The 18,020-nt window shown below is 70.9% G+C and carries 20 protein-coding genes (1 of these 20 cut by a window edge); 9 read left to right on the plus strand and 11 right to left on the minus strand.

Annotated features, from left to right (window positions below; all coding sequences use genetic code 11):
* A protein-coding gene (locus tag ACNNMR_RS07790) for a DNA-3-methyladenine glycosylase (protein ID WP_419993789.1) crosses the window boundary here: on the minus strand, positions 1-372 show its 5' portion. Its footprint begins 240 nt before the window's first position; only the first 372 of its 612 coding nucleotides appear in the window; its start codon is at positions 370-372; its stop codon lies beyond the left edge, outside the window.
* A gap of 38 nt (positions 373-410) precedes the next feature.
* Between ACNNMR_RS07790 and ACNNMR_RS07795 the strand changes: the two genes are divergently transcribed.
* Positions 411-1,190, plus strand: coding sequence for a sporulation protein (locus tag ACNNMR_RS07795; RefSeq protein WP_419993790.1), 780 nt, complete (start codon positions 411-413; stop codon positions 1,188-1,190).
* On the opposite strand, the gene ACNNMR_RS07800 is transcribed toward ACNNMR_RS07795, so the two are convergent.
* Positions 1,151-1,708 (minus strand): barstar family protein, encoded by a 558-nt coding sequence (locus ACNNMR_RS07800; protein ID WP_419993791.1) that lies wholly within the window; start codon positions 1,706-1,708, stop codon positions 1,151-1,153. The two genes, ACNNMR_RS07795 and ACNNMR_RS07800, sit on opposite strands and share 40 nt — an antisense overlap.
* A gap of 5 nt (positions 1,709-1,713) precedes the next feature.
* Positions 1,714-2,139, minus strand: coding sequence for a ribonuclease domain-containing protein (locus tag ACNNMR_RS07805; protein WP_419993792.1), 426 nt, complete (start codon positions 2,137-2,139; stop codon positions 1,714-1,716).
* A 76-nt stretch (positions 2,140-2,215) separates the two neighbouring features.
* Between ACNNMR_RS07805 and ACNNMR_RS07810 the strand changes: the two genes are divergently transcribed.
* Together ACNNMR_RS07810 and ACNNMR_RS07815 are read left to right on the plus strand one after the other, a co-directional pair.
* On the plus strand, positions 2,216-2,755 hold the full coding sequence (locus ACNNMR_RS07810) for a YbhB/YbcL family Raf kinase inhibitor-like protein (protein WP_419993793.1): 540 nt from the start codon (positions 2,216-2,218) through the stop codon (positions 2,753-2,755).
* A 111-nt stretch (positions 2,756-2,866) separates the two neighbouring features.
* On the plus strand, positions 2,867-3,361 hold the full coding sequence (locus ACNNMR_RS07815) for an HNH endonuclease (protein ID WP_419993794.1): 495 nt from the start codon (positions 2,867-2,869) through the stop codon (positions 3,359-3,361).
* Positions 3,362-3,484: 123 nt separating this feature from the next.
* On the opposite strand, the gene ACNNMR_RS07820 is transcribed toward ACNNMR_RS07815, so the two are convergent.
* From ACNNMR_RS07820 to ACNNMR_RS07830, 3 genes are all read right to left on the minus strand, one after another.
* Entirely contained in the window at positions 3,485-4,438 is a 954-nt protein-coding gene (locus tag ACNNMR_RS07820; RefSeq protein ID WP_419993795.1) for an SPFH domain-containing protein, read from the minus strand.
* A gap of 70 nt (positions 4,439-4,508) precedes the next feature.
* A complete protein-coding gene (locus ACNNMR_RS07825) occupies positions 4,509-4,946 on the minus strand; it encodes an NfeD family protein (protein WP_419993796.1) in 438 nt (145 codons plus the stop codon).
* A 35-nt stretch (positions 4,947-4,981) separates the two neighbouring features.
* The gene (locus ACNNMR_RS07830) at positions 4,982-5,773 is read right to left on the minus strand and encodes an ABC transporter ATP-binding protein (RefSeq protein WP_419993797.1); all 792 of its coding nucleotides are present in this window, start codon (positions 5,771-5,773) and stop codon (positions 4,982-4,984) included.
* A gap of 108 nt (positions 5,774-5,881) precedes the next feature.
* Here ACNNMR_RS07830 and ACNNMR_RS07835 point away from each other — a divergent pair, with 108 nt between their 5' ends.
* On the plus strand, positions 5,882-6,706 hold the full coding sequence (locus ACNNMR_RS07835) for a hypothetical protein (protein WP_419993798.1): 825 nt from the start codon (positions 5,882-5,884) through the stop codon (positions 6,704-6,706).
* A gap of 84 nt (positions 6,707-6,790) precedes the next feature.
* Here the strand turns inward: ACNNMR_RS07835 and ACNNMR_RS07840 are convergent, their stop codons facing one another.
* The 4 genes from ACNNMR_RS07840 to ACNNMR_RS07855 form a co-directional block, all read right to left on the minus strand.
* Positions 6,791-7,030, minus strand: a complete 240-nt coding sequence (locus ACNNMR_RS07840) for a chaplin (protein ID WP_419993799.1) — start codon at positions 7,028-7,030, stop codon at positions 6,791-6,793.
* Between the two features lie 239 nt (positions 7,031-7,269).
* Positions 7,270-7,515 carry a chaplin gene (locus ACNNMR_RS07845; protein WP_419993800.1) on the minus strand — a complete coding sequence of 82 codons (246 nt, stop codon included), beginning with the start codon at positions 7,513-7,515 and terminating at the stop codon, positions 7,270-7,272.
* Between the two features lie 166 nt (positions 7,516-7,681).
* Positions 7,682-8,335 carry a response regulator gene (locus tag ACNNMR_RS07850; protein ID WP_419993801.1) on the minus strand — a complete coding sequence of 218 codons (654 nt, stop codon included), beginning with the start codon at positions 8,333-8,335 and terminating at the stop codon, positions 7,682-7,684.
* Positions 8,328-9,482: a GAF domain-containing protein gene (locus ACNNMR_RS07855; protein WP_419993802.1), complete on the minus strand. Its 1,155-nt coding sequence runs from the start codon at positions 9,480-9,482 to the stop codon at positions 8,328-8,330. The genes ACNNMR_RS07850 and ACNNMR_RS07855 overlap by 8 nt, the downstream gene beginning before the upstream one ends.
* Positions 9,483-9,662: 180 nt before the next feature.
* On the opposite strand from ACNNMR_RS07855, the gene ACNNMR_RS07860 reads away from it, so the two are divergent.
* The 3 genes from ACNNMR_RS07860 (at position 9,663) to ACNNMR_RS07870 (ending at position 12,159) form a co-directional block, all read left to right on the plus strand.
* Positions 9,663-10,379: an SDR family NAD(P)-dependent oxidoreductase gene (locus tag ACNNMR_RS07860; protein WP_419993803.1), complete on the plus strand. Its 717-nt coding sequence runs from the start codon at positions 9,663-9,665 to the stop codon at positions 10,377-10,379.
* 64 nt (positions 10,380-10,443) lie between these two features.
* Positions 10,444-11,502: an S-adenosylmethionine:tRNA ribosyltransferase-isomerase gene (locus ACNNMR_RS07865; protein ID WP_419993804.1), complete on the plus strand. Its 1,059-nt coding sequence runs from the start codon at positions 10,444-10,446 to the stop codon at positions 11,500-11,502.
* A 231-nt stretch (positions 11,503-11,733) separates the two neighbouring features.
* A complete protein-coding gene (locus tag ACNNMR_RS07870; protein ID WP_419993805.1) occupies positions 11,734-12,159 on the plus strand; it encodes a transglycosylase SLT domain-containing protein in 426 nt (141 codons plus the stop codon).
* 64 nt (positions 12,160-12,223) lie between these two features.
* On the opposite strand, the gene ACNNMR_RS07875 is transcribed toward ACNNMR_RS07870, so the two are convergent.
* The gene (locus ACNNMR_RS07875; RefSeq protein ID WP_419993806.1) at positions 12,224-14,815 is read right to left on the minus strand and encodes an FHA domain-containing protein; all 2,592 of its coding nucleotides are present in this window, start codon (positions 14,813-14,815) and stop codon (positions 12,224-12,226) included.
* Between the two features lie 229 nt (positions 14,816-15,044).
* On the opposite strand from ACNNMR_RS07875, the gene ACNNMR_RS07880 reads away from it, so the two are divergent.
* Both ACNNMR_RS07880 and serB read left to right on the plus strand, forming a co-directional pair.
* Entirely contained in the window at positions 15,045-16,751 is a 1,707-nt protein-coding gene (locus ACNNMR_RS07880; protein WP_419993807.1) for a streptophobe family protein, read from the plus strand.
* Positions 16,752-16,813: 62 nt separating this feature from the next.
* Positions 16,814-18,010 (plus strand): phosphoserine phosphatase SerB, encoded by a 1,197-nt coding sequence (serB, locus tag ACNNMR_RS07885; RefSeq protein WP_419993808.1) that lies wholly within the window; start codon positions 16,814-16,816, stop codon positions 18,008-18,010.
* Positions 18,011-18,020 lie beyond the last annotated feature (10 nt).

An 18,020-nucleotide genomic window follows, 5' to 3' on the forward strand; every position in this document is an offset into this window, starting at 1 on the left:
GCGGTCGTGCCGGGCGGCCGGGCGGCGCTTGCGGGCCAGGTCCGAGCCCCGTACGAACTCCCCCGCGCGCAGCAGCACCGCGCTTGCCTTGCCCTCCTCTCCACAGACCACGTTCATGCAGTGCCACATGCCGTACGTGAAGTAGACGTAGATGTGGCCTGCCGGGCCGAACATCACCTCGTTGCGGCGGGTTTTGCCGCGGTACGCGTGGGAGCCGGGGTCGTTCGCACCGTCGTACGCCTCGACCTCCGTGAGGCGTACCGCCATCTCTCCGTCGTCGGTCCTGCGCAGTAGGGTTCGGCCAAGTAGGTCCGGGGCCACCTCCAGCACAGGACGCTGGAAGAACTCGCGGGACAGCGGGGTACGGGGCATGCCGGGTGAGCGTAGTACGCGACCGGGGAGGAATCGGTATGGGGTTCAAGAAGCTGTTCGCCGCTATGGGGGCCGGCGGGGCGTCCGTGGAGACGGTGCTGACGGAGCCGAATGCGGTGCCCGGCGGAGTGATCCAGGGTGAGGTCCGGATCCAGGGTGGTTCGGTCGAGCAGGAGATCCAGGGGCTGACCGTCGGGCTGCAGGCTCGGGTCGAGGTGGAGCGCGGGGACGAGGAGTTCAAGGAGGACATCGAGTTCCACCGGCAGCAGGTGGGCGGGGCGTTCACCGTGCAGCCGGGTGCGGTGCACGCCGCCGGGTTCGGGCTCGAGGTGCCGTGGGAGACGCCGATCACGCACTTCCTGGGGCAGCACCTGCGGGGTATGCAGGTCGGCGTGAAGACCGAGCTGCAGATCGAGAAGTCCGTCGACGCCGGGGACCTCGACCCCGTCGCCGTCCACCCGGTGCCGGCGCAGCAGGCGATCCTCGATGCGTTCGGGCAGCTGGGCTTCCGGTTCCGGAGTGCTGACCTGGAGAAGGGGCACATCCGCGGGACGCGGCAGCGGCTGCCGTTCTACCAGGAGATCGAGTTCACGGCGCCGCAGCAGTACCGCGGGCTCAACCAGGTGGAGCTGACCTTCGTCGCCGACGGGCGCGAGATGGACGTGATCCTGGAGATGGACAAGAAGCCGGGGCTGTTCACCTCGGGCAGCGACTCCTACCGCGCCTTCAAGGTGGGCCTCACCGACTACCAGAGCACGGACTGGGGCGCGTACCTCAATCAGTGGATCTCGGAGGTCGGTGGCCGGCGGAACTGGTGACCCGGGTACTGACCTCGGTCCTCAGCGGCCAGTAGCACCACGAGCGGCGGGCGGCCTTGGCGGTCGTCCGCCGCCGTGTTGTGTGCTGCCGCCTCCGCGAAGTTTGGCGCTGCCGCCTCCGCGAAGATCTCCGCGGCCGTCGCCGCGGCCAGCGGCGCCCTGTCCGCGAATGCGGCCCACTCCCGTACGAGCAGCAGCGTCCCGCGCGCCGGGCCGAGCCACGACAGGTCGCCCAGGCAGTCGGCGAGGGCGTCCCAGTTGTGCCCGAAGTACGCCGGGAAGTGCAGCGCCTCCGCGGTGCGGGTGAGCAGGTCGCCCTTGCCCGCGGCGCCGGTCAGGTCGAGGGACGCCGTGTGCCAGCCGTGCGCCGTGGCCAGCGGGAGTGCCTGCTCTGCGGGGTGGGTGGGGTGCCAGCGGTAGAGGCCGGTGGGCGCCGTGCCGGCGAGAAGGGCGGGGAGCGCGTCCTCGGGCAGTTCCGGGGGCTCGGGGAAGGAGCCTGGCCCGGGTTGTGGCGTCATTGCCGTCATGGCTGGAGCACCGCCTTGAACGTCTTGTAGTGGTCGCCGGTGTAGTAGCGCTCGCCGCCCTTCCCGGTGATGATGCGGCGCGGGCCGCGGTGGCGCAGGTGGGCGGTGCGGACGGTGTACTCGCGATAGTAGCCGCGGGCTTGCTGCGGCAGCCTGCGCTCGTAGTTGCCGAAGGTGGAGCCGTCCTTTTCGTACGGGAACGGGCCGCCCTTGTCGATCAGTTCCAGGGTGCGTCTGGCCTGCCTGGGCAGTTGGGGCGGGGTGATCGTGTCCATGCCGCGGGCCCAGGCGGGGGTCGGTGTCGCGGAGGTGGCGGGGGCCGGGGTGTCCGTACCGCAGGAGGTCAGCGTGATCCAGCAGGTGAGGATAGCGAGAAGGGCGGCGAGCAGGGGCTGGAGCTGGCGGTGGCGCACGGATCGCATGGTGGCATCCCGGGCGGCAACCGATCGTTAGGCTGGCCGTCCAGGCGTTTCGTACCGATACCCGGAGGTGTCTTCCGTGACCGAGCAGAAGCGACGGCCGTTGCCCCACGACTTCCATCCGCCGGTGGCGTCGTTCACCGTCGCCAGCGATGACGTTCCCGCGGGCGGCGTCCTGCCGGACGCGCAGGTGTACGCGGCCGGGAACACCTCGCCGCAGCTGCGCTGGGAGGGCTTCCCTGCCGAGACCAAGTCGTTCGCGGTGTCGTGTTACGACCCGGATGCGCCTACGGGGAGCGGGTTCTGGCACTGGTCGGTCTTCGATATTCCGGCGAGCGTCACCGAGCTGCCCACGGGGGCCGGGAGCGGTGACATGAAGGGGCTGCCGGAGGGGGCCGTCCACGTACGCAATGACTACGGGACGCGGGACTTCGGTGGTGCGGCGCCGCCGCCCGGGGACGGGCCGCATCGGTATGTGTTCACCGTGTACGCGGTGGATCAGGAGAAGCTTGGGCCTGATGGGGATGCTTCGCCGGCGGTCATTGGGTTCAATCTGCGGTTCCACACGCTCGGGCGGGCGCAGCTGATTGCTGAATACGAGGTGCCTGCGGAGGGCTGATCTCCGTAACTGATCGGAAATTGCGTTGTCGGCCGGTCGCCTCCCGGGGGACTCTTGAGCCACTTCGCCGCCTGGCGGAGCGAGGATTCTTGAGCCGGGAGGTGACCGGGGATGCGCGAGACGTTGGTGCTCAACGCGAGCTTCGAGCCGCTGGCTGCGGTGTCGCTGCGGCGGGCGATCGTTCTTGTCCTGCAGGACAAGGCCGTTGTCGAGCGGGAGCACCCTGGGCTGCGCTTCCGGGCCGAGAATCTTGATCTTGCGGTGCCGCAGGTGATTCGGCTGTGCCGGTATGTGCGGGTGCCGTTTCGAAGACGGGCGCCGTGGTCGCGGCGGGGGGTGCTGGTCAGGGATCAGCACCGGTGTGCTTACTGCGGGCGGCGGGCCACGACGATTGACCACGTTATGCCTCGGTCGCGAGGTGGTGGGGATACGTGGCTGAATACGGTCGCCGCTTGTGCGGTGGACAATCGGCGGAAGGCGGATCGGACTCCGTCCGAGGCTGGGATGGCTCTGCTTCGGCGGCCGTTTGAGCCGACGCCGGCTGATTCGCTGCTGCTTGCGCTTGGCTTCGCTGATGAGCCGGCTTTGGTCTCGGTGCCGGCTTAGTCGGGCCTGGCGGCCCTCGTCCTCAAACGCCGGACGGGCTTGAATTGGCGCTTCGCGCCTCGTCCTCAAGCGCCGGACGGGCTGTACATAGTCCGTCCGGCGCTTGAGAGCACAAAGCCGGCCTCAGCCCTCCAAGTGCGGGTTCTCCCGGTACGGCGCCGCCTTGCGCTGGGCCGGCGGGCTGGGGGCGTCACTGCCGCCGTTCGGGGTGAACTGGTTCAGGGCGCCGCCCAGGCCCTTCAGGGCGTCGCCGATCTCGCTCGGTACGATCCAGAGCTTGTTGGCGTCGCCCTCGGCGATCTTGGGGAGCATCTGCAGGTACTGGTACGAGAGCAGCTTCTGGTCCGGGTCGCCCGCGTGGATGGACTCGAAGACCGTGCGGATGGCCTGGGCTTCGCCCTCGGCGCGCAGGGCGGCTGCGCGGGCCTCGCCCTCCGCCTTCAGGATCGCTGACTGCTTTTCGCCCTCTGCGGTGAGGATCGCGGACTGCCGTACGCCCTCTGCCGTGAGGATCGCCGCGCGCTTGTCGCGGTCGGCGCGCATCTGCTTCTCCATCGAGTCCTGGATGGAGGTGGGCGGCTCGATCGCCTTCAGTTCGACGCGGTTGACGCGGATGCCCCAGCGGCCGGTGGCCTCGTCGAGGACGCCGCGCAGGGCCGCGTTGATCTCCTCGCGGGAGGTCAGGGTGCGCTCCAGGTCCATGCCGCCGATGATGTTCCGGAGGGTGGTCACCGTCAGCTGCTCGATTGCCTGGATGTACGAGGACACCTCGTACGTGGCCGCTCGCGCGTCCGTCACCTGGTAGTAGATGACGGTGTCGATGTTGACGACGAGGTTGTCCTGGGTGATGACCGGCTGGGGCGGGAAGGGGACGACCTGCTCGCGGAGGTCGACGCGGTTGCGGACCGTGTCGATGAAGGGGACGACGATGTTCAGGCCGGCGTTGAGCGTGCGTGTGTAGCGGCCGAAGCGTTCGACGATGGCTGCCGAGGCCTGCGGGATGACCTGGATCGTCTTGATGAGTGCGATGAAGACGAGCACCACCAGGATGATCAGGACGATGATGATCGGCTCCATGCTTCCTTCTCCCCGGTAAAACTGCGTTGCCGCGTTGCCGCGTTGCTGCGTTGCTGCGTTGCGTAACTGTCTACAGCACGATGGCCGTTGCGCCCTCGATATCCACAACATCGACCTGTGCGCCGGGCTCGTAAACCTTGTCCGGCTCGAGGGCCCTGGCGGACCACACCTCGCCGGCGAGCTTGATGCGGCCGCCTTCGCCGCCGCCGTCGATGCGCTCCAGGACTACGGCCTGCTTGCCTTTGAGGGCGTCTATCCCCGATTTGAGCTCGGGTCTGCCCGCGCTGTTGCGGTTGGCGATCGGGCGTACGACGGCGATCAGCGCCACCGAGACGATCACGAAGACCAGGACCTGTGCGGTCACTCCCCCGCCGAGGCCGGCGGTGACCGCTCCGGCCACGGCGCCGACCGCGAACATGCCGAATTCCGGCATCGCGGTGAGTACGAGGGGAATGCCCAACCCGACTGCTGCGACCAGCCACCACACCCATGCATCCACGGGAGACATGCTATGGCCACGGGTGGCGCCGCGTCAGGTCACAGTCAGGTCAGCGGCAGGCCCTGTGCAGTCCAGCGGTCGCCGGCGCGTTCGATGACGAGCGGGAGGCCGAAGCAGCGGGAGAGGTTGCGGGAGTTGAGCTCGTTCTCGATGGGTCCGGCGGCCAGCACCTCGCCCTGGCGGATCATCAGGACGTGGGTGAAGCCGGGGGCGATCTCCTCGACGTGGTGGGTCACCATGATCATGGAGGGGGCCAGGGGGTCGCGCGCGAGTCTCCCCAGGCGGCGGACCAGGTCTTCGCGGCCGCCGAGGTCGAGGCCGGCGGCGGGCTCGTCGAGGAGGAGCAGCTCGGGGTCGGTCATCATGGCGCGGGCGATCTGGGTGCGCTTGCGCTCGCCCTCGGAGAGGGTGCCGAACTTGCGGTCGAGGTAGTCGGTCATGCCGAGGCGGTCGAGGAAGGCCTTGGCGCGGTCCTCGTCGACGGCGTCGTAGTCCTCCTGCCAGCCGGCGGTCATGCCGTACGCGGCGGTGAGGACGGTCTGCAGCACGGTCTGGCTCTTGGGCAGCTTTTCGGCCAGGACGCTGCTGGACATGCCGATGCGGGGGCGGAGGTCGAAGACGTCGACGCTGCCGAGCTTCTCGCCGAGGATCTGGACGGTGCCGGTGGTCGGGAACAGGTAGCTGGAGGCGATGTTCAGCAGGGTGGTCTTGCCGGCGCCGTTGGGGCCGAGGATGACCCAGCGCTCGCCCTCCGCGACCGACCAGGAGACCCGGTCCACCAGAGCCCGTTCGCCGCGGACCACCGATACGTCCACCAGCTCCAGTACATCGCTCATGAGCGTGCTGTCTCCTATTGCAGTCTCGTCGCGTCTCTCAGTGCTCTCGGCACTCCCCAGGGCAAACCTACGCCACGCGTTGTCGGACCCGGTCCGTAGGCTGGGCACATGCTTGAGGAACCGCGGTCCGGACGCCTGGCAGCGTGGGGCAATGCCCTGCTCTCCGGGCGTATCTCGCCGGATGGTGCAATGCACCACATTGTGGGTGATGACGCCCTGCATCGTGTCGTCGGGCTGCCCGGCGAGGACGGCCGGGTGGGGTTGACGCTGGCGCTCGGCCGGCTGCGTTCGCTCGGGGCCACGGGGCTGCGGGTGGCGCTGCCGGTGTCGGGGCATCCGCTGGGGCTGAGCGGCCCGCCGGAGTTCAATGCGCGGGCGCTGGCCGCCGAGGAGGCGGTGATCGTCTGCGGCGGGCCCGGGCTCGGGCTCGGGCTCGTGCCGGACGTGTCGGCGGTCGGTCCGGCGGGTGATGAGCACGTCGAGGTGGTGTGGGAATGCCTTCCGGTACGGGAAGGGCCGCCGGCGGATGTGCCGACGCTCGGGGAGGCCGAGCGGGAGCTGGCCGAGGCGATGCGGGAGGCGACGGCGGCGCTGACCCGGCTTGATGTGGCGGGCGCGGGGCCTGGGGCGCGGGCCGCGCTGGAGGCGTATCAGGCGCGGATGGAGCGCGGGCAGCAGGTGCTGGCGCCGGGGTATCCGCCGCGGGCGGCGCGGGTGTTGGAGCTGGCGCAGCGGGTCGGGGCGCTGATGGCGATCGCGTACGGGCCTGAGGGCAGCGGTACCGGCGGTGGCCCTGAGCACGGTGGGGCGGTGAGCGCGGCGGAGATGGGGGCGCGGCGGGCGCTGCTGCAGCCGGTGGAGCGGACGGCGCGGCGGGCGCAGGTGGCGGCGTACAACGCCTTTGTGGAGGAGCAGGAGCGGGAGCGGGGCTAGCTCCCGATGCCGCCGTAAGACAGGGGAAGGCCCCAGCGGACCGGTCCGCTGGGGCCTTCCTGAAGTGTCGGCTTGCGCCTGACCTCAGCTGTTCGTCGAGGTGTTGCCGGTGGCGTCGTTGTCCACGCCGCCGACGTTGGCGGTGTTGCCGGTCACGTTCAGCTGCCCGTTGACGGGGGCCTGGACGACATTGCCGGAGCCGACGCCGGGCGAGTTGGTGGCGGTGCCGTCCGCCTTGGCGTCGGCGGTCGCACCCGCGGCAGCGAAGCCCACGGCGAGGCCGGCGGTGACGATGGCGAGGGCGGCCTTCTTGGCAGTGTTCATGGGGAGTTGATCCTCCGTAGTCGTGTTTCCAGCGACCCCAGCCGCGGGGTCGCACGCTGGGAAACGCGTGGGCCGTCCGGGCGACACGGGCACTCACTTGGCGGCACCCTTTCAGCGCAATCGACGGAAGATCGCATGAGTTTCGCCCTCGGCCGCCTCCTGGCTCCGGACACACTCAAGCCCCCCGGGCCAGCCACCTGGGGGGCGAGAGTGATGAGTGAGGACCGTCTTGGCTTAGCTCACTTGTTGATGCAGAGGTTGCCCTCGGCGGGGTTCAGCGCACCGATGACGCTGGCGGTGTTGCCGCAGACGTTGCCGTCCACGTCCACCGGGACCTGGACGTTGTTGCCGGAGCCGACGCCCGGGGAGCCGGTCGCGTGGCCACCGGCGTGCGCGCCACTGGTAGCCGAGGCCACACCGGCACCGGCCATCGCCAGGCTGCCGACGGCGAAGGTGACAGCCGCGGCCTTCTTGAGGTTCTTCACTATTCCTCCTAGCGGGTTGCTGCGGACTTACCGCCGCAGCCGCCATGGAGAACGCGGCTCGGCCGCTCCGGTTCCGCCGGAGGTTGTACATCTACACGACGGTATGAATCTCGCACCGGAAGTCGACGTTCCGTTATGACCGTTGGCCCATGCTGCGCCGGTCGTATCAGCTGGTCAGCCCATGTCGTACGGCCCACAGGGCGGCCTGCGTCCGATCGGCCAGATCGAGCTTCATGAGGATGTTCGACACGTGCGTCTTGACGGTCTTCTCGGACAGCACAAGTGCCCGGGCGATCTCCCGGTTCGAACGGCCGTCCGCGATCAGGCCCAGCACCTCGCGCTCCCGTTCGGTGAGCGTCGAACCGCGGCCAGGACCCGAGTGGTTGTCGTCGGGTGCCAGCAGCGCCCCGGCCACCTCGGGCTGCAGCAGTACGTGCCCGGCGTGCACGGAGCGGATGGCGCCGGCCAGCGCCTCGGGGTCGACGTCCTTGTAGACGTAACCGGCGGCGCCCGCCCGCAGCGCGGGGACGACGGTGCGCTGTTCGGTGAAGCTGGTGACGATCAGCACCTTCGCCGTATTGCCGGCGTCGCGCAGCTTGCGCAGCGCCTCCACGCCGTCCATGCCGGGCATCTTCACGTCCATCAGCACCACGTCGGGGCGCAGCTCCTCGGTGCGGGCGACGCCTTCGTCGCCGTCGGCGGCCTCGCCGACCACCTCGATGTCTTCCTGGATCTCCAGGAACGTGCGGAGTCCGCGCCGTACCACCTGGTGGTCGTCCACCAGCAGGACGCGGATCCGCTCTCCGGTTGCCTCAGCCACCGGGCACCTCCAACTCGATCACGGTGCCCTTGCCGGGCTCCGACTCAACGGTGAGGGAGCCGCCGACGCCGGCGGCCCTGTCGCGCATGGACACCAGCCCGAGGTGCCGGCCGGCCGAGCGCACCGCGGACGGGTCGAAGCCGACCCCGTCGTCGCGGACGGTCAGGGCCACGCCCTGGCCGCGGCGGGCGAGGGTGACCTCGACCGTGCCGGCGTCGGCGTGCCGCAGGGCGTTGTGCAGCGCCTCCTGGGCGACCCGCAGCACGGCCTCCTCCTGGGAGGCGGGCAGGGCGCGTACCGAGGGGGAGCTCTCGAAGGTCACCCGCGCCTCGTGGGCGCGGTCGAGGACCTGCGCGTGGGTGGCGAGGGTGGCGACGAGGCCGTCCTCGTCCAGGGCCGCGGGGCGCAGCTCGACGACGGCCGCGCGCAGCTCGTCGGCGGCCTCGGCGGCCAGCGCGGCGACCTGGCTCAGCTCGTCCTTGGCGCGGGCCGGGTCGCGGTCGACGAGGGCGGCGGCGGCCTGGGCGGTGAGGCGCAGGGAGAAGAGCTTCTGGGATACGGCGTCGTGGAGCTCGTGCGCGAGCCGGGTGCGCTCCTCGGCGATGGTCAGCTCGCGGCTGCGCTCGTAGAGGCGGGCGTTGGTCAGCGCGATGGCCGCGTGGGCGGCGAGGGTCTGCAGCAGCGCCTCGTCCTCGGCGGTGAAGGCGCATTTGCCTTGGCGACGCTCGCCCTCCGGGCAGTTCTTGTTGGCCAGGAAGAGGGCGCCGAGGATCTCGTCGCCGTCGACGATGGGGACGCCGAGGAAGTCCTTGAGGGTCGGGTGCGCCTTGGGCCAGCCGCCGAAGCGGGGGTCGGCGCGGACGTCGCCGAGCCGCTGCGGGGTGGCGTCGCGGAGCATCGCGGCGAGGATGCCGTGCTGGCGCGGCAGCGGGCCGATCTTCTTCCAGTCCTCGTCGCTGACGCCGTCCACCACGAACTGCGCGAAGCCGCCGTGGTCGTCGGGCACGCCGAGGGCGGCGTACTTGGCGTCCAGCAGCTCGCGCGCTGAGGCGGTGATCGTCTGCAGCACGTCGCGCACCTGCAGGTGGCGGCTCATCGCCAGCAGCGCGCCGCTGACGGCGTCGAGGCCGGCTCGTCGGATGACCATGTCAGCCACGGTACCCGCGGTGCTGTGGGGGTGGATCGAACGCTGGTCGGGTGCCGCCTAGGGCGGGGGTCCTAGGCCGAAGTCCCCCTGTCCGTCCGGTCCCGCGGCCGAGGTCCCGGGCGGGGCGGCGTTCCTACGGTGGCGGCAGATCGTGGAAGTCCGTGAAGGGGAGTGGGACAGATGCCAGTTGCCATCATCACCGGTGCCTCGAAGGGACTCGGCCGCGCGCTCGCCGCGGAGCTGGCCGCGCGGGGCTGGGACCTTGTCCTCGACGCCCGCTCTCCGGAGCCGCTGAAGCTCGTCGCGGACGAGCTGCGGGCGGCGGGGGCCGGGCGGGTCGAGGCGGTGCCCGGGGACGTAACGGATGCGCTGCACCAGGGCGAGCTCGTGGCCGCGGCTGAGCGGCTCGGCGGCGGTGACCTGCTGGTCAACAACGCCAGCGCGCTGGGCGCGGAGCCGCTGGTGCCACTGGGTGAGCTGCCGGTGGCCGGGCTGCGGGCGGCGCTGGAGACGAATGTGGTGGCGCCGCATGCGCTGGTACGGGCGCTGCTGCCGCAGCTGCGGGCCGCTCCGCGGGGTGGGGCGGTGCTGAACATCAGCTCCGACGCGGCGGTGGAGGCGTATGAGACGTGGGGCGGGTACGGGGCCGCGAAGGCGGCGCTCGATCATCTGTCGGCGGTGCTGGCGGCGGAGGAGCCATCCCTTCGGGTGTGGGCCGTCGATCCCGGGGACATGCGGACACAGCTTTACGCTGCGGCGGTGCCGGGTGATCCGGACTTCGAGGAGCGGCTGGATCCGGCGGAGGTCGCGGCCGCGATCGCCACCGTGGTGGACGCGGACGTGCCGAGCGGGCGGTATACGGCGTCGGCGCTGGGCGAGCGGGGGGCGGGGTCGTGAGCGGGACGCCTGCCCCCAGCCTTGCCTTTGCGGGCGCAGCCCGCTCTCATCTTGGAGGTGTGGCGTGATTACCTCGCTTGAAGGGAGCCTCGAGGTCCCCGATGAGCTCCTGGCCCGCGTCCCTGCCGAGGAGCGGGGCGCGGGGCGGGATGATGTGCGGCTCATGGTGAGCCGGGAGGCGTCCGGGGACGTCACGCACCACGGCTTCCGGGAGCTGCCCTCGCTGCTCAAGGCCGGGGATGTGCTCGTAGTCAATACGTCGCCCACCCTTCCCGCCGCCATCGACGGGCGGATCGGGGATGAGCGGGTGGTCGTGCACTTTTCCACCCTCGGGGACGACGGCCGGTGGGCGGTCGAGGTGCGGCGGCCCGACGGGCGCGGCACCAGCGTGCCCCGGCCCGGCGGGCCGGCGGGGGCCGAGGTGCGGCTGCGGGGTGGGGTGTCGCTGTGGCTCGACGGGCCGCTGGAGCCTGGGAGCGGGCGGCTGTGGTGGGCGCGGGCGGGGGCGGCGGATGTCGCCGGGCATCTGCAGGCGCACGGGCGGCCGGTCCGCTATTCCTATACGGACCGCGATCAGCCGCTCGCCGCGTACCAGACGGTCTTCGCGGGCCCCGATCCGTACGGGCCAGGGTCCGCGGAGATGCCGAGCGCCGCCCGGCCCTTCACGCCGGACATCGTGGCGCGGCTGGTGAGCCGCGGGGTGCAGTTCGCGCCGATCGTGCTGCATACCGGGGTGTCGTCGGCCGAGGCGCACGAGCCGCCGTATCCGGAGCGCTTCGCCGTGCCGGCGCCGACCGCGCGGCTGGTGAACGCCGCCAGGGCGGGCGGCGGCGCGGTCGTCGCCGTCGGCACCACGGCCGTGCGGGCGCTGGAGTCGGCGGCGGACGAGCGGGGTGTGGTGCGGCCCGTATCCGGGTGGACGGACCTCGTGATCACCCCGGAGCGCGGCGTACGGGCCGTGGACGGGCTGCTCACCGGGCTGCACGAGCCGGAGGCGTCGCACCTGCTGATGCTGGAGGCGGTGTCAGGGCGGGAGCTGCTCTGCCGCAGTTACGACGAGGCGCTGGCCCTGCGCTACCTGTGGCATGAGTTCGGGGATACGCACCTCATCCTTCCGGCGTAGGAGCGGCCCTGGGAGGTCCCTCGGTGTGAGGCCGGGCACAGGACTTTGGTCCGGCTACGAAGCGGGGTAGTTGTCGCGAGGGGTGCGCGCGGGCGGGAATCGGGCCGCTAAGGCCTGGTCCCGACCCGCGGCAGGTCTACTAGGCGGGGCCGTATGTGGGTGCGTTGACGGCATATCGGGCGTCTCGCTACCAATGGGGTTGTCCCCGACACGAACGAGGTACCCCCGCTCATGCAGGACTCCAAGAAGCCCCGAATACGTATGGGCCGCAAGGCCCCGGTTCTGGCGCTCAGCGCCGTCGCCGTCCTCGGCGCCACCGCCGTCGTCGCCCCCGCCGCGCAGGCCGCCTCCCCGGCCGCCGCTCCGGCCGCCAAGGCGAAGAAGGTCGCCAAGACGATGGTCAAGGACGAAAAGCAGTTCGCCTGCCTCTCGAAGATCGTGGAGCACGAGTCCCACTGGGACCACACCGCCTCGAACCCCTCCACGGGCGCGTACGGCCTGGTGCAGGCGCTCCCCGCCAACAAGATGGCGGACAAGGGGAACGACTGGCGCACCAACCCGAAGACCCAGCTCAAGTGGGGCCTGGACTACATGAAGGAGCGCTACGGCAGCCCGTGTGGCGCCTGGGACTTCTGGCAGAAGAACCACTGGTACTGAGCCAGGCAGCAAACGTGAGAGGGCGGCACCCCGGCCGGGGTGCCGCCCTCTGCCGCGCTTCAGGTCAGCGCATGACCTCCGGCTCGTGCCGGCGCAGCAGCCGGGCCACGATGAAGCCGCAGATCACGGCCATGACGAGCAGCACGCCGATGTCGAGGATGAACTTCGACGCCTCGTGCGCCCACAGGGGGTCGGCCTTGCCGCCGTCGAAGGGCATCAGCACGTTCAGGTCCGCCGTGGCGCCCATGGCGGCCACCGCCCAGCGGGATGGCATCAGCCAGGCCAGCTGCTCGGCGCCGACGGTGCCGGCGATCTGGAAGAGCACGCCGGTGAAGACGACCTGGACGATCGCGAACATCACCAGCAGCGGCATGGTCATCTCGGAGGTCTTCACCAGCGAGGAAATGATCAGGCCGAACATCATCGAGGTGAGGCCCAGTGCGGTGACGCCGATGGCCAGCTCGATCTCCGGGTTGCTGGTGAAGATCAGGCCCTCGGCCGGCAGCTTGTCGCGGGTCAGGACGCCGATGGCGCTGATGACGACGCCCTGGAGGATCGTGATGATGCCGAGGACGACGACCTTGGACATCAGATACGCCGAGCGGGACAGGCCGGTCGCGCGCTCCCGCTCGTAGATGACCCGTTCCTTGATCAGCTCACGGACGGAGTTCGCGGCGCCGGAGAAGCAGGCACCCACCGCCAGGATGAGCATGATCGTGCCGGCGTCGGTGTTGTGCAGGGGCGGTCGGCCCTTCTCCGGCCCGTATCCGAGCCCGGAATCCGCCGGGATCACCATGGATACGACGCCGAGGACGATCGGCAGCGCCAGCATCAGCACCACGAAGGTGCGGTCGGAGAGGATCACCGAGCAGTAGCGCTTGATGAGGGTGCCCAGCTGTGGCCACCAGCCCTGTGGTTTCGCGGGCTTGCGCATCTGCTGCATGGGCTGGACCGGCGCGGACTGCGGGGCGACGGCGTCGATGTCGGCGGCGTACATCTGGTAGTGCTGCGAGCCCTGCCAGCGGCCGGACCAGTCGTAGTCGCGGTAGCCCTCGAAGGCCTGGAAGATGTCCGCCCAGGATTCGTAGCCGAAGAAGTTCAGTGCCTCCTCGGGCGGGCCGAAGTAGGCCACCGAGCCGCCCGGAGCCATCACCAGCAGCCGGTCGCAGAGCGCCAGCTCGGCCACGGAGTGGGTGACCACGAGGACCGTACGGCCGTCGTCGGCAAGGCCGCGGAGCAGCTGCATGACGTCGCGGTCCATGCCAGGGTCGAGGCCCGAGGTGGGTTCGTCCAGGAAGATCAGCGATGGCTTGGTGAGCAGCTCCAGGGCCACCGAGACGCGCTTGCGCTGGCCGCCGGAGAGCGACGAGATCTGCTTGTCCTTGTGGATGTCGAGCTTCAGCTCGCGCAGCACCTCGTCGACGCGCGCCTTGCGCTCGGCGTCCGCGGTGTCGCCGGGGAAGCGGAGCTTTGCGGCGTAACCGAGCGCGGTGGAGACCTTCAGCTGGGTGTGCAGGATGTCGTCCTGCGGCACCAGGCCGATGCGCTGGCGGAGCTCGGCGTACTGCTTGTACAGGTTCCGGTTGTCGTAGAGGACGTCGCCCTCGTCCGCCGGGCGGTAGCCGGTCAGCGCCTTCAGCAGCGTGGACTTGCCGGATCCGGACGGGCCGATGACGGCGACGAGGCTCTTCTCCGGGACGCCGAAGGAGACGTTGTTGAGGATCGTCTTCTCCTTGTTGTCCCCGACCTTGACGGTCAGGTGACGGGCGGAGAAGGAGATCTCGCCGGTGTCGACGAACTCCTCGAGGCGGTTGCCCGCGAGCCGGAAGGTGGAGTGGCCGATGCCGATGATGTCGTCGGGCCCGATGAGGCGGCGGCCCGAGCGGGGCAGCTGCTCACCGTTGATGTACGTGCCGTTGTGGCTGCCGAGGTCGACGATCTCGAAGCGGCCGTCCGGGCTGGAGTGGAATTCCGCGTGGTGCCGGGAGACCTGCAGGTCGTCGACGCGCAGCTCGCATTCCAGCGCACGGCCGATACGGGTCACGTGTCCGAGGTTCAGCTGGTGGAAGGTGGTCGGGCTGCGGTCCCCGTAGACCGGCACGCCCCCTCCCATGGGCGGCTGCTGGTGCGCGGCCGGCTGCTGCGGGACGTACGGCTGCTGGGCCGGCGGCTGCTGCCTGGGCGGCTGCTGCTGCATCGGCGGCTGCTGAACGGGCGGCTGCTGGACCGGCTGCTGCGGCGGCGCCCCCCACCCGGCCGCGGCCGGGTGCTGCTGGGGCGGAGCCTGCGGCGGCGCGGCGGCCGCCCGCGGCGGCTCGGCATACGCGGTCTGCGCGCTGTACATATCGGCGCCGGCCGCTGCCGCCGCGGCGGACAGCTGCATCCGCGGCCCGTCGGTGGCATTGCCGAGATGCACGCTCGAACCTGGGCCGATCTCGGTCTGATGGACCCGCTGCCCCTGCACAAACGTGCCGTTGGTGCTGCCCTGGTCCTCCAGCACCCAGCTGCGCCCGGCCCAGCGCATGACGGCATGCCGCCAGGAGACCCGGGCGTCGTCGATGACCACGTCCCCTTGCGGGTCACGGCCAAGGGTGTAGGACCGCGAAGGGTCCAATGTCCAGGTCTGTCCGTTCAGTTCCAGTACGAGTTCCGGCACTCCATGCCCCACAAAGTTGTCCCCCGAGTTGCCCCCTGCCAGAACCTGCCATGAGCAGGCCCGTAGGGATTCTAGGGATGGCGAACATCGGGAGGAACTATTTCAGTAACTCGATCACGGGCGAAAGGCACCCCCGGTAACAGCCCTGCGACGGCCGTTGACGGTGCTTGCCCGACTCCGGAGAGTGGTAGGCATCCGTGGGGGCGGACGGCGGATCAGGGGGCGGCTGATGAGCCAGGGCAGTGATGACACCCGGACCAGGATCCCGTGGGGCTCCGTATTCGCATCCGCGCTGGCCTCGGTGAGCTGGGCGTTTCTGGTCATGGCGGGGCTGACCGCCCTGGGTCTGCACTTATTGGGCGCGGACGCGCTGGGCGAGCTGGGCCCGATGACCGCGGCGGCGATGGTGCTCGCGACCGGCGGCGCGGTGCGGCCGGACGGCGACATGAAGGCCTTCGGCATGGAGGAGTCGATGGCCAATGCGAGCATCGACCTGGCGCCGCTGGGCATCAGCTTCGCCGGGGCGCTGATCCTGGGCTGGTTCTTCGTACGCTCCCTGCGCGGTGCCGGCCCCTTCATCTCGCGGGGCGAACTCGCCGCGCGGGCCGGTTCGGTCATCGTCCTCTTCGTGGCCATGGTGGGCGGCCTCGCCTGGGCGGGCAGCGGCGCGGTCACCATCGACGGCAAGCACCTCCCCATGGACAAGATCCCCGGGGGCGGGGGCGGCGGCCTCCCGGACGCGATCAAGGACAAACTTCCCGACGGCATCGGCGACATCGGCGGCGGCCTCCCGGACGCGATCGGCGACCTCGCGAACGCCAAGGCCCAGGTGGGCTTCGAGGTCCTCACGGGCCGCTCGCTGCTCGGCGGCCTCATCTGGGTGGTCCTGGTGCTGACCATCGCCCTCGCCGCCTCGCGGAAGTCCCCCCTCCCCCACGGCTGGGAGGCGGCGCACCGGGTCGTACGCCCCGCCGCCTCGGCTCTCCGCTTCGTCGTCGTCCTGGCCGTCTGCGCGGGCCTGGCGGCGGCGGCCTACTCGGCGGCGACGGAGGAGGCCCACGGGCAGATCGCCGGGGCGGCGATCCTCGGCGCCCCCAACGGCGTCTGGCTGGCGCTCCCCCTCGGCCTGTTCGTGCCGTGGCACGGCTCCGTAACCGGACAATTGAAGCAAGTCCTTCCGGATCCGATGGACAAGCTCCTCACCGGCGACGACAAGCCGATCACGGTCGGGCGGCTGGCGGAGCTGGACAACCGGGTCTGGCTGCTGGCGGTGGCCACCGCGATGATGATGCTGGCGGCGGGCGTGCTGACGGCCGTACGCACCCCGGTCCGCGACGAGAGGGGCGCGCTGCAGTTCGCCGCGCGGTGCGCGGTGCGGCTCGGGGTCATCACCGGGCTGACGCTGCCGCTGCTGGCCTGGCTGACCGGCGTATCGGCGGACGCGAGCATGTCGGTCTTCGGGGTGGATGCGCTGGGCGCGGGACTGGAGCTGCACGGGAGCATCCTGTGGGCGCTGCTGCTCGGCGTGGTCTGGGGCGCCGGCGCGGGCGCGGTCGGCGCCCTGGCCGCGTGGTGGTCAGGATCGGCCGGCGAGCGCGCCGCACCGCTGGCGCGGGGCGCCGCGCGCGTCGGTACGGAGGCATCGGACTCCGGGCGTACGTACCCGTCCATCGCCTACCAGCCGGGCCCGTACAACCCGGCGAAGGGCTACCGCCCGGAGGGCGAGCGGAACCCGTACACGGAGCAGCCGCCGCCGACGGAGATCTCCCGCCCGCCCGCGGGCGGCGCCTACAACGCGCCGACGATCGGCGCCGCCGTGCCCCCGCCCCCGCCGCCGGGCAAGCGCCGCCGCCGCCAGCAGCCGCGCTGGGGGACGCCGGACGGGGACGGCCCGCCGCCGCCTGGCCCGCCGCGAGGGCCACGCAAGCGGCCCTGACAGCGGGGCGCGAGCAGGGTTCCGTACGACGGTCCAGGCCCAGGCGATAGCCTGTGCCCATCATGAGTGCGCCTGATGCCCCCACCCTCCTGGTCAAGATCTTCGGCAAGGACCGTCCCGGCATCACCGCCGGGCTGTTCGACACCCTCGCCGCCTACTCCGTCGACGTCGTCGACATCGAGCAGATCGTCACGCGTGGCCGCATCACCCTCTGCGCCCTGGTGACCGAGCCCGCCCATGCCCCCGAGGGCGAGCTGCGCGCCACCGTGCACAGCTGGGCCGAGTCGCTCAAGCTCCAGGCCGAGATCATCACCGGGCACGGCGACAACCGGCCGCGCGGCTCCGGCCGTTCCCTCGTGACCGTGCTCGGCCACCCGCTCACCGCCGAGTCCACGGCCGCGATCGCCGCGGTGATCACCGGCACCGGCGGCAACATCGACCGCATCTTCCGGCTCGCGAAGTACCCGGTCACCGCCGTCGAATTCGCGGTCTCCGGCACCGAGCCCGAGACCCTCCGTACGGCACTGGCCATCAAGGCCGCCGCCCTCGGCGTGGACATCGCCGTCGTGGCCGCCGGGCTGCACCGCCGCGCCCAGCGCCTCGTCGTCATGGACGTCGACTCCACCCTCATCCAGGACGAGGTGATCGAGCTCTTCGCCGGCCACGCGGGCTGCGAGGACCAGGTCGCCGAGGTCACCGCGGCGGCGATGCGCGGCGAGCTGGACTTCGAGCAGTCGCTGCACGCCCGCGTCGCGCTCCTGGAGGGCCTCGACGCGGATGTGGTCGAGAAGGTACGGGAGCAGGTTCGGCTCACCCCTGGAGCCCGCACCCTCGTCCGTACGCTCAAGCGCCTCGGCTATCAGGTCGGCGTCGTCTCCGGCGGATTCACGCAGGTCACCGACCATCTCAAGGACCAGCTGCACCTCGACTTCGCCTCCGCGAACACCCTGGAGATCGTCGACGGCAAGCTCACCGGCCGCGTCACGGGCCCGATCGTCGACCGCGCCCAGAAGGCCCGCCTCCTCCGCTCCTTCGCCGAGCAGGCCGGCGTGCCCCTGGACCAGACCGTCGCGATCGGCGACGGCGCCAACGACCTCGACATGCTCAATGCGGCGGGCCTGGGCGTCGCCTTCAATGCGAAGCCGGTGGTACGGGAGGCGGCCCACACGGCCGTGAACGTGCCCTTCCTCGACACGGTCCTGTACCTCCTGGGCATCACCCGCGAGGAGGTCGAGGCCGCCGACGGCCTCGCCGAGTAACGCTCCCGCG

Origin of the sequence: Streptomyces boninensis (assembly GCF_048572725.1) — a bacterium.
In the GTDB taxonomy this organism is placed as follows: domain Bacteria; phylum Actinomycetota; class Actinomycetes; order Streptomycetales; family Streptomycetaceae; genus Streptomyces; species Streptomyces boninensis.

Excerpts from the sequence above, each read along its gene's own strand:
- ACNNMR_RS07795 (WP_419993790.1), top strand. The coding sequence starts at position 411 with ATGGGGTTCAAGAAGCTGTTCGCCGCTATGGGGGCCGGCGGGGCGTCC.
- ACNNMR_RS07800 (WP_419993791.1), bottom strand. The coding sequence starts at position 1,708 with ATGACGCCACAACCCGGGCCAGGCTCCTTCCCCGAGCCCCCGGAACTG.
- ACNNMR_RS07805 (WP_419993792.1), bottom strand. The coding sequence starts at position 2,139 with ATGCGATCCGTGCGCCACCGCCAGCTCCAGCCCCTGCTCGCCGCCCTT.
- ACNNMR_RS07815 (WP_419993794.1), top strand. The coding sequence starts at position 2,867 with ATGCGCGAGACGTTGGTGCTCAACGCGAGCTTCGAGCCGCTGGCTGCG.
- ACNNMR_RS07820 (WP_419993795.1), bottom strand. The coding sequence starts at position 4,438 with ATGGAGCCGATCATCATCGTCCTGATCATCCTGGTGGTGCTCGTCTTC.
- ACNNMR_RS07825 (WP_419993796.1), bottom strand. The coding sequence starts at position 4,946 with ATGTCTCCCGTGGATGCATGGGTGTGGTGGCTGGTCGCAGCAGTCGGG.
- ACNNMR_RS07830 (WP_419993797.1), bottom strand. The coding sequence starts at position 5,773 with ATGAGCGATGTACTGGAGCTGGTGGACGTATCGGTGGTCCGCGGCGAA.
- ACNNMR_RS07835 (WP_419993798.1), top strand. The coding sequence starts at position 5,882 with ATGCTTGAGGAACCGCGGTCCGGACGCCTGGCAGCGTGGGGCAATGCC.
- ACNNMR_RS07840 (WP_419993799.1), bottom strand. The coding sequence starts at position 7,030 with ATGAACACTGCCAAGAAGGCCGCCCTCGCCATCGTCACCGCCGGCCTC.
- ACNNMR_RS07855 (WP_419993802.1), bottom strand. The coding sequence starts at position 9,482 with ATGGTCATCCGACGAGCCGGCCTCGACGCCGTCAGCGGCGCGCTGCTG.
- ACNNMR_RS07860 (WP_419993803.1), top strand. The coding sequence starts at position 9,663 with ATGCCAGTTGCCATCATCACCGGTGCCTCGAAGGGACTCGGCCGCGCG.
- ACNNMR_RS07870 (WP_419993805.1), top strand. The coding sequence starts at position 11,734 with ATGCAGGACTCCAAGAAGCCCCGAATACGTATGGGCCGCAAGGCCCCG.
- ACNNMR_RS07880 (WP_419993807.1), top strand. The coding sequence starts at position 15,045 with ATGAGCCAGGGCAGTGATGACACCCGGACCAGGATCCCGTGGGGCTCC.
- serB (WP_419993808.1), top strand. The coding sequence starts at position 16,814 with ATGAGTGCGCCTGATGCCCCCACCCTCCTGGTCAAGATCTTCGGCAAG.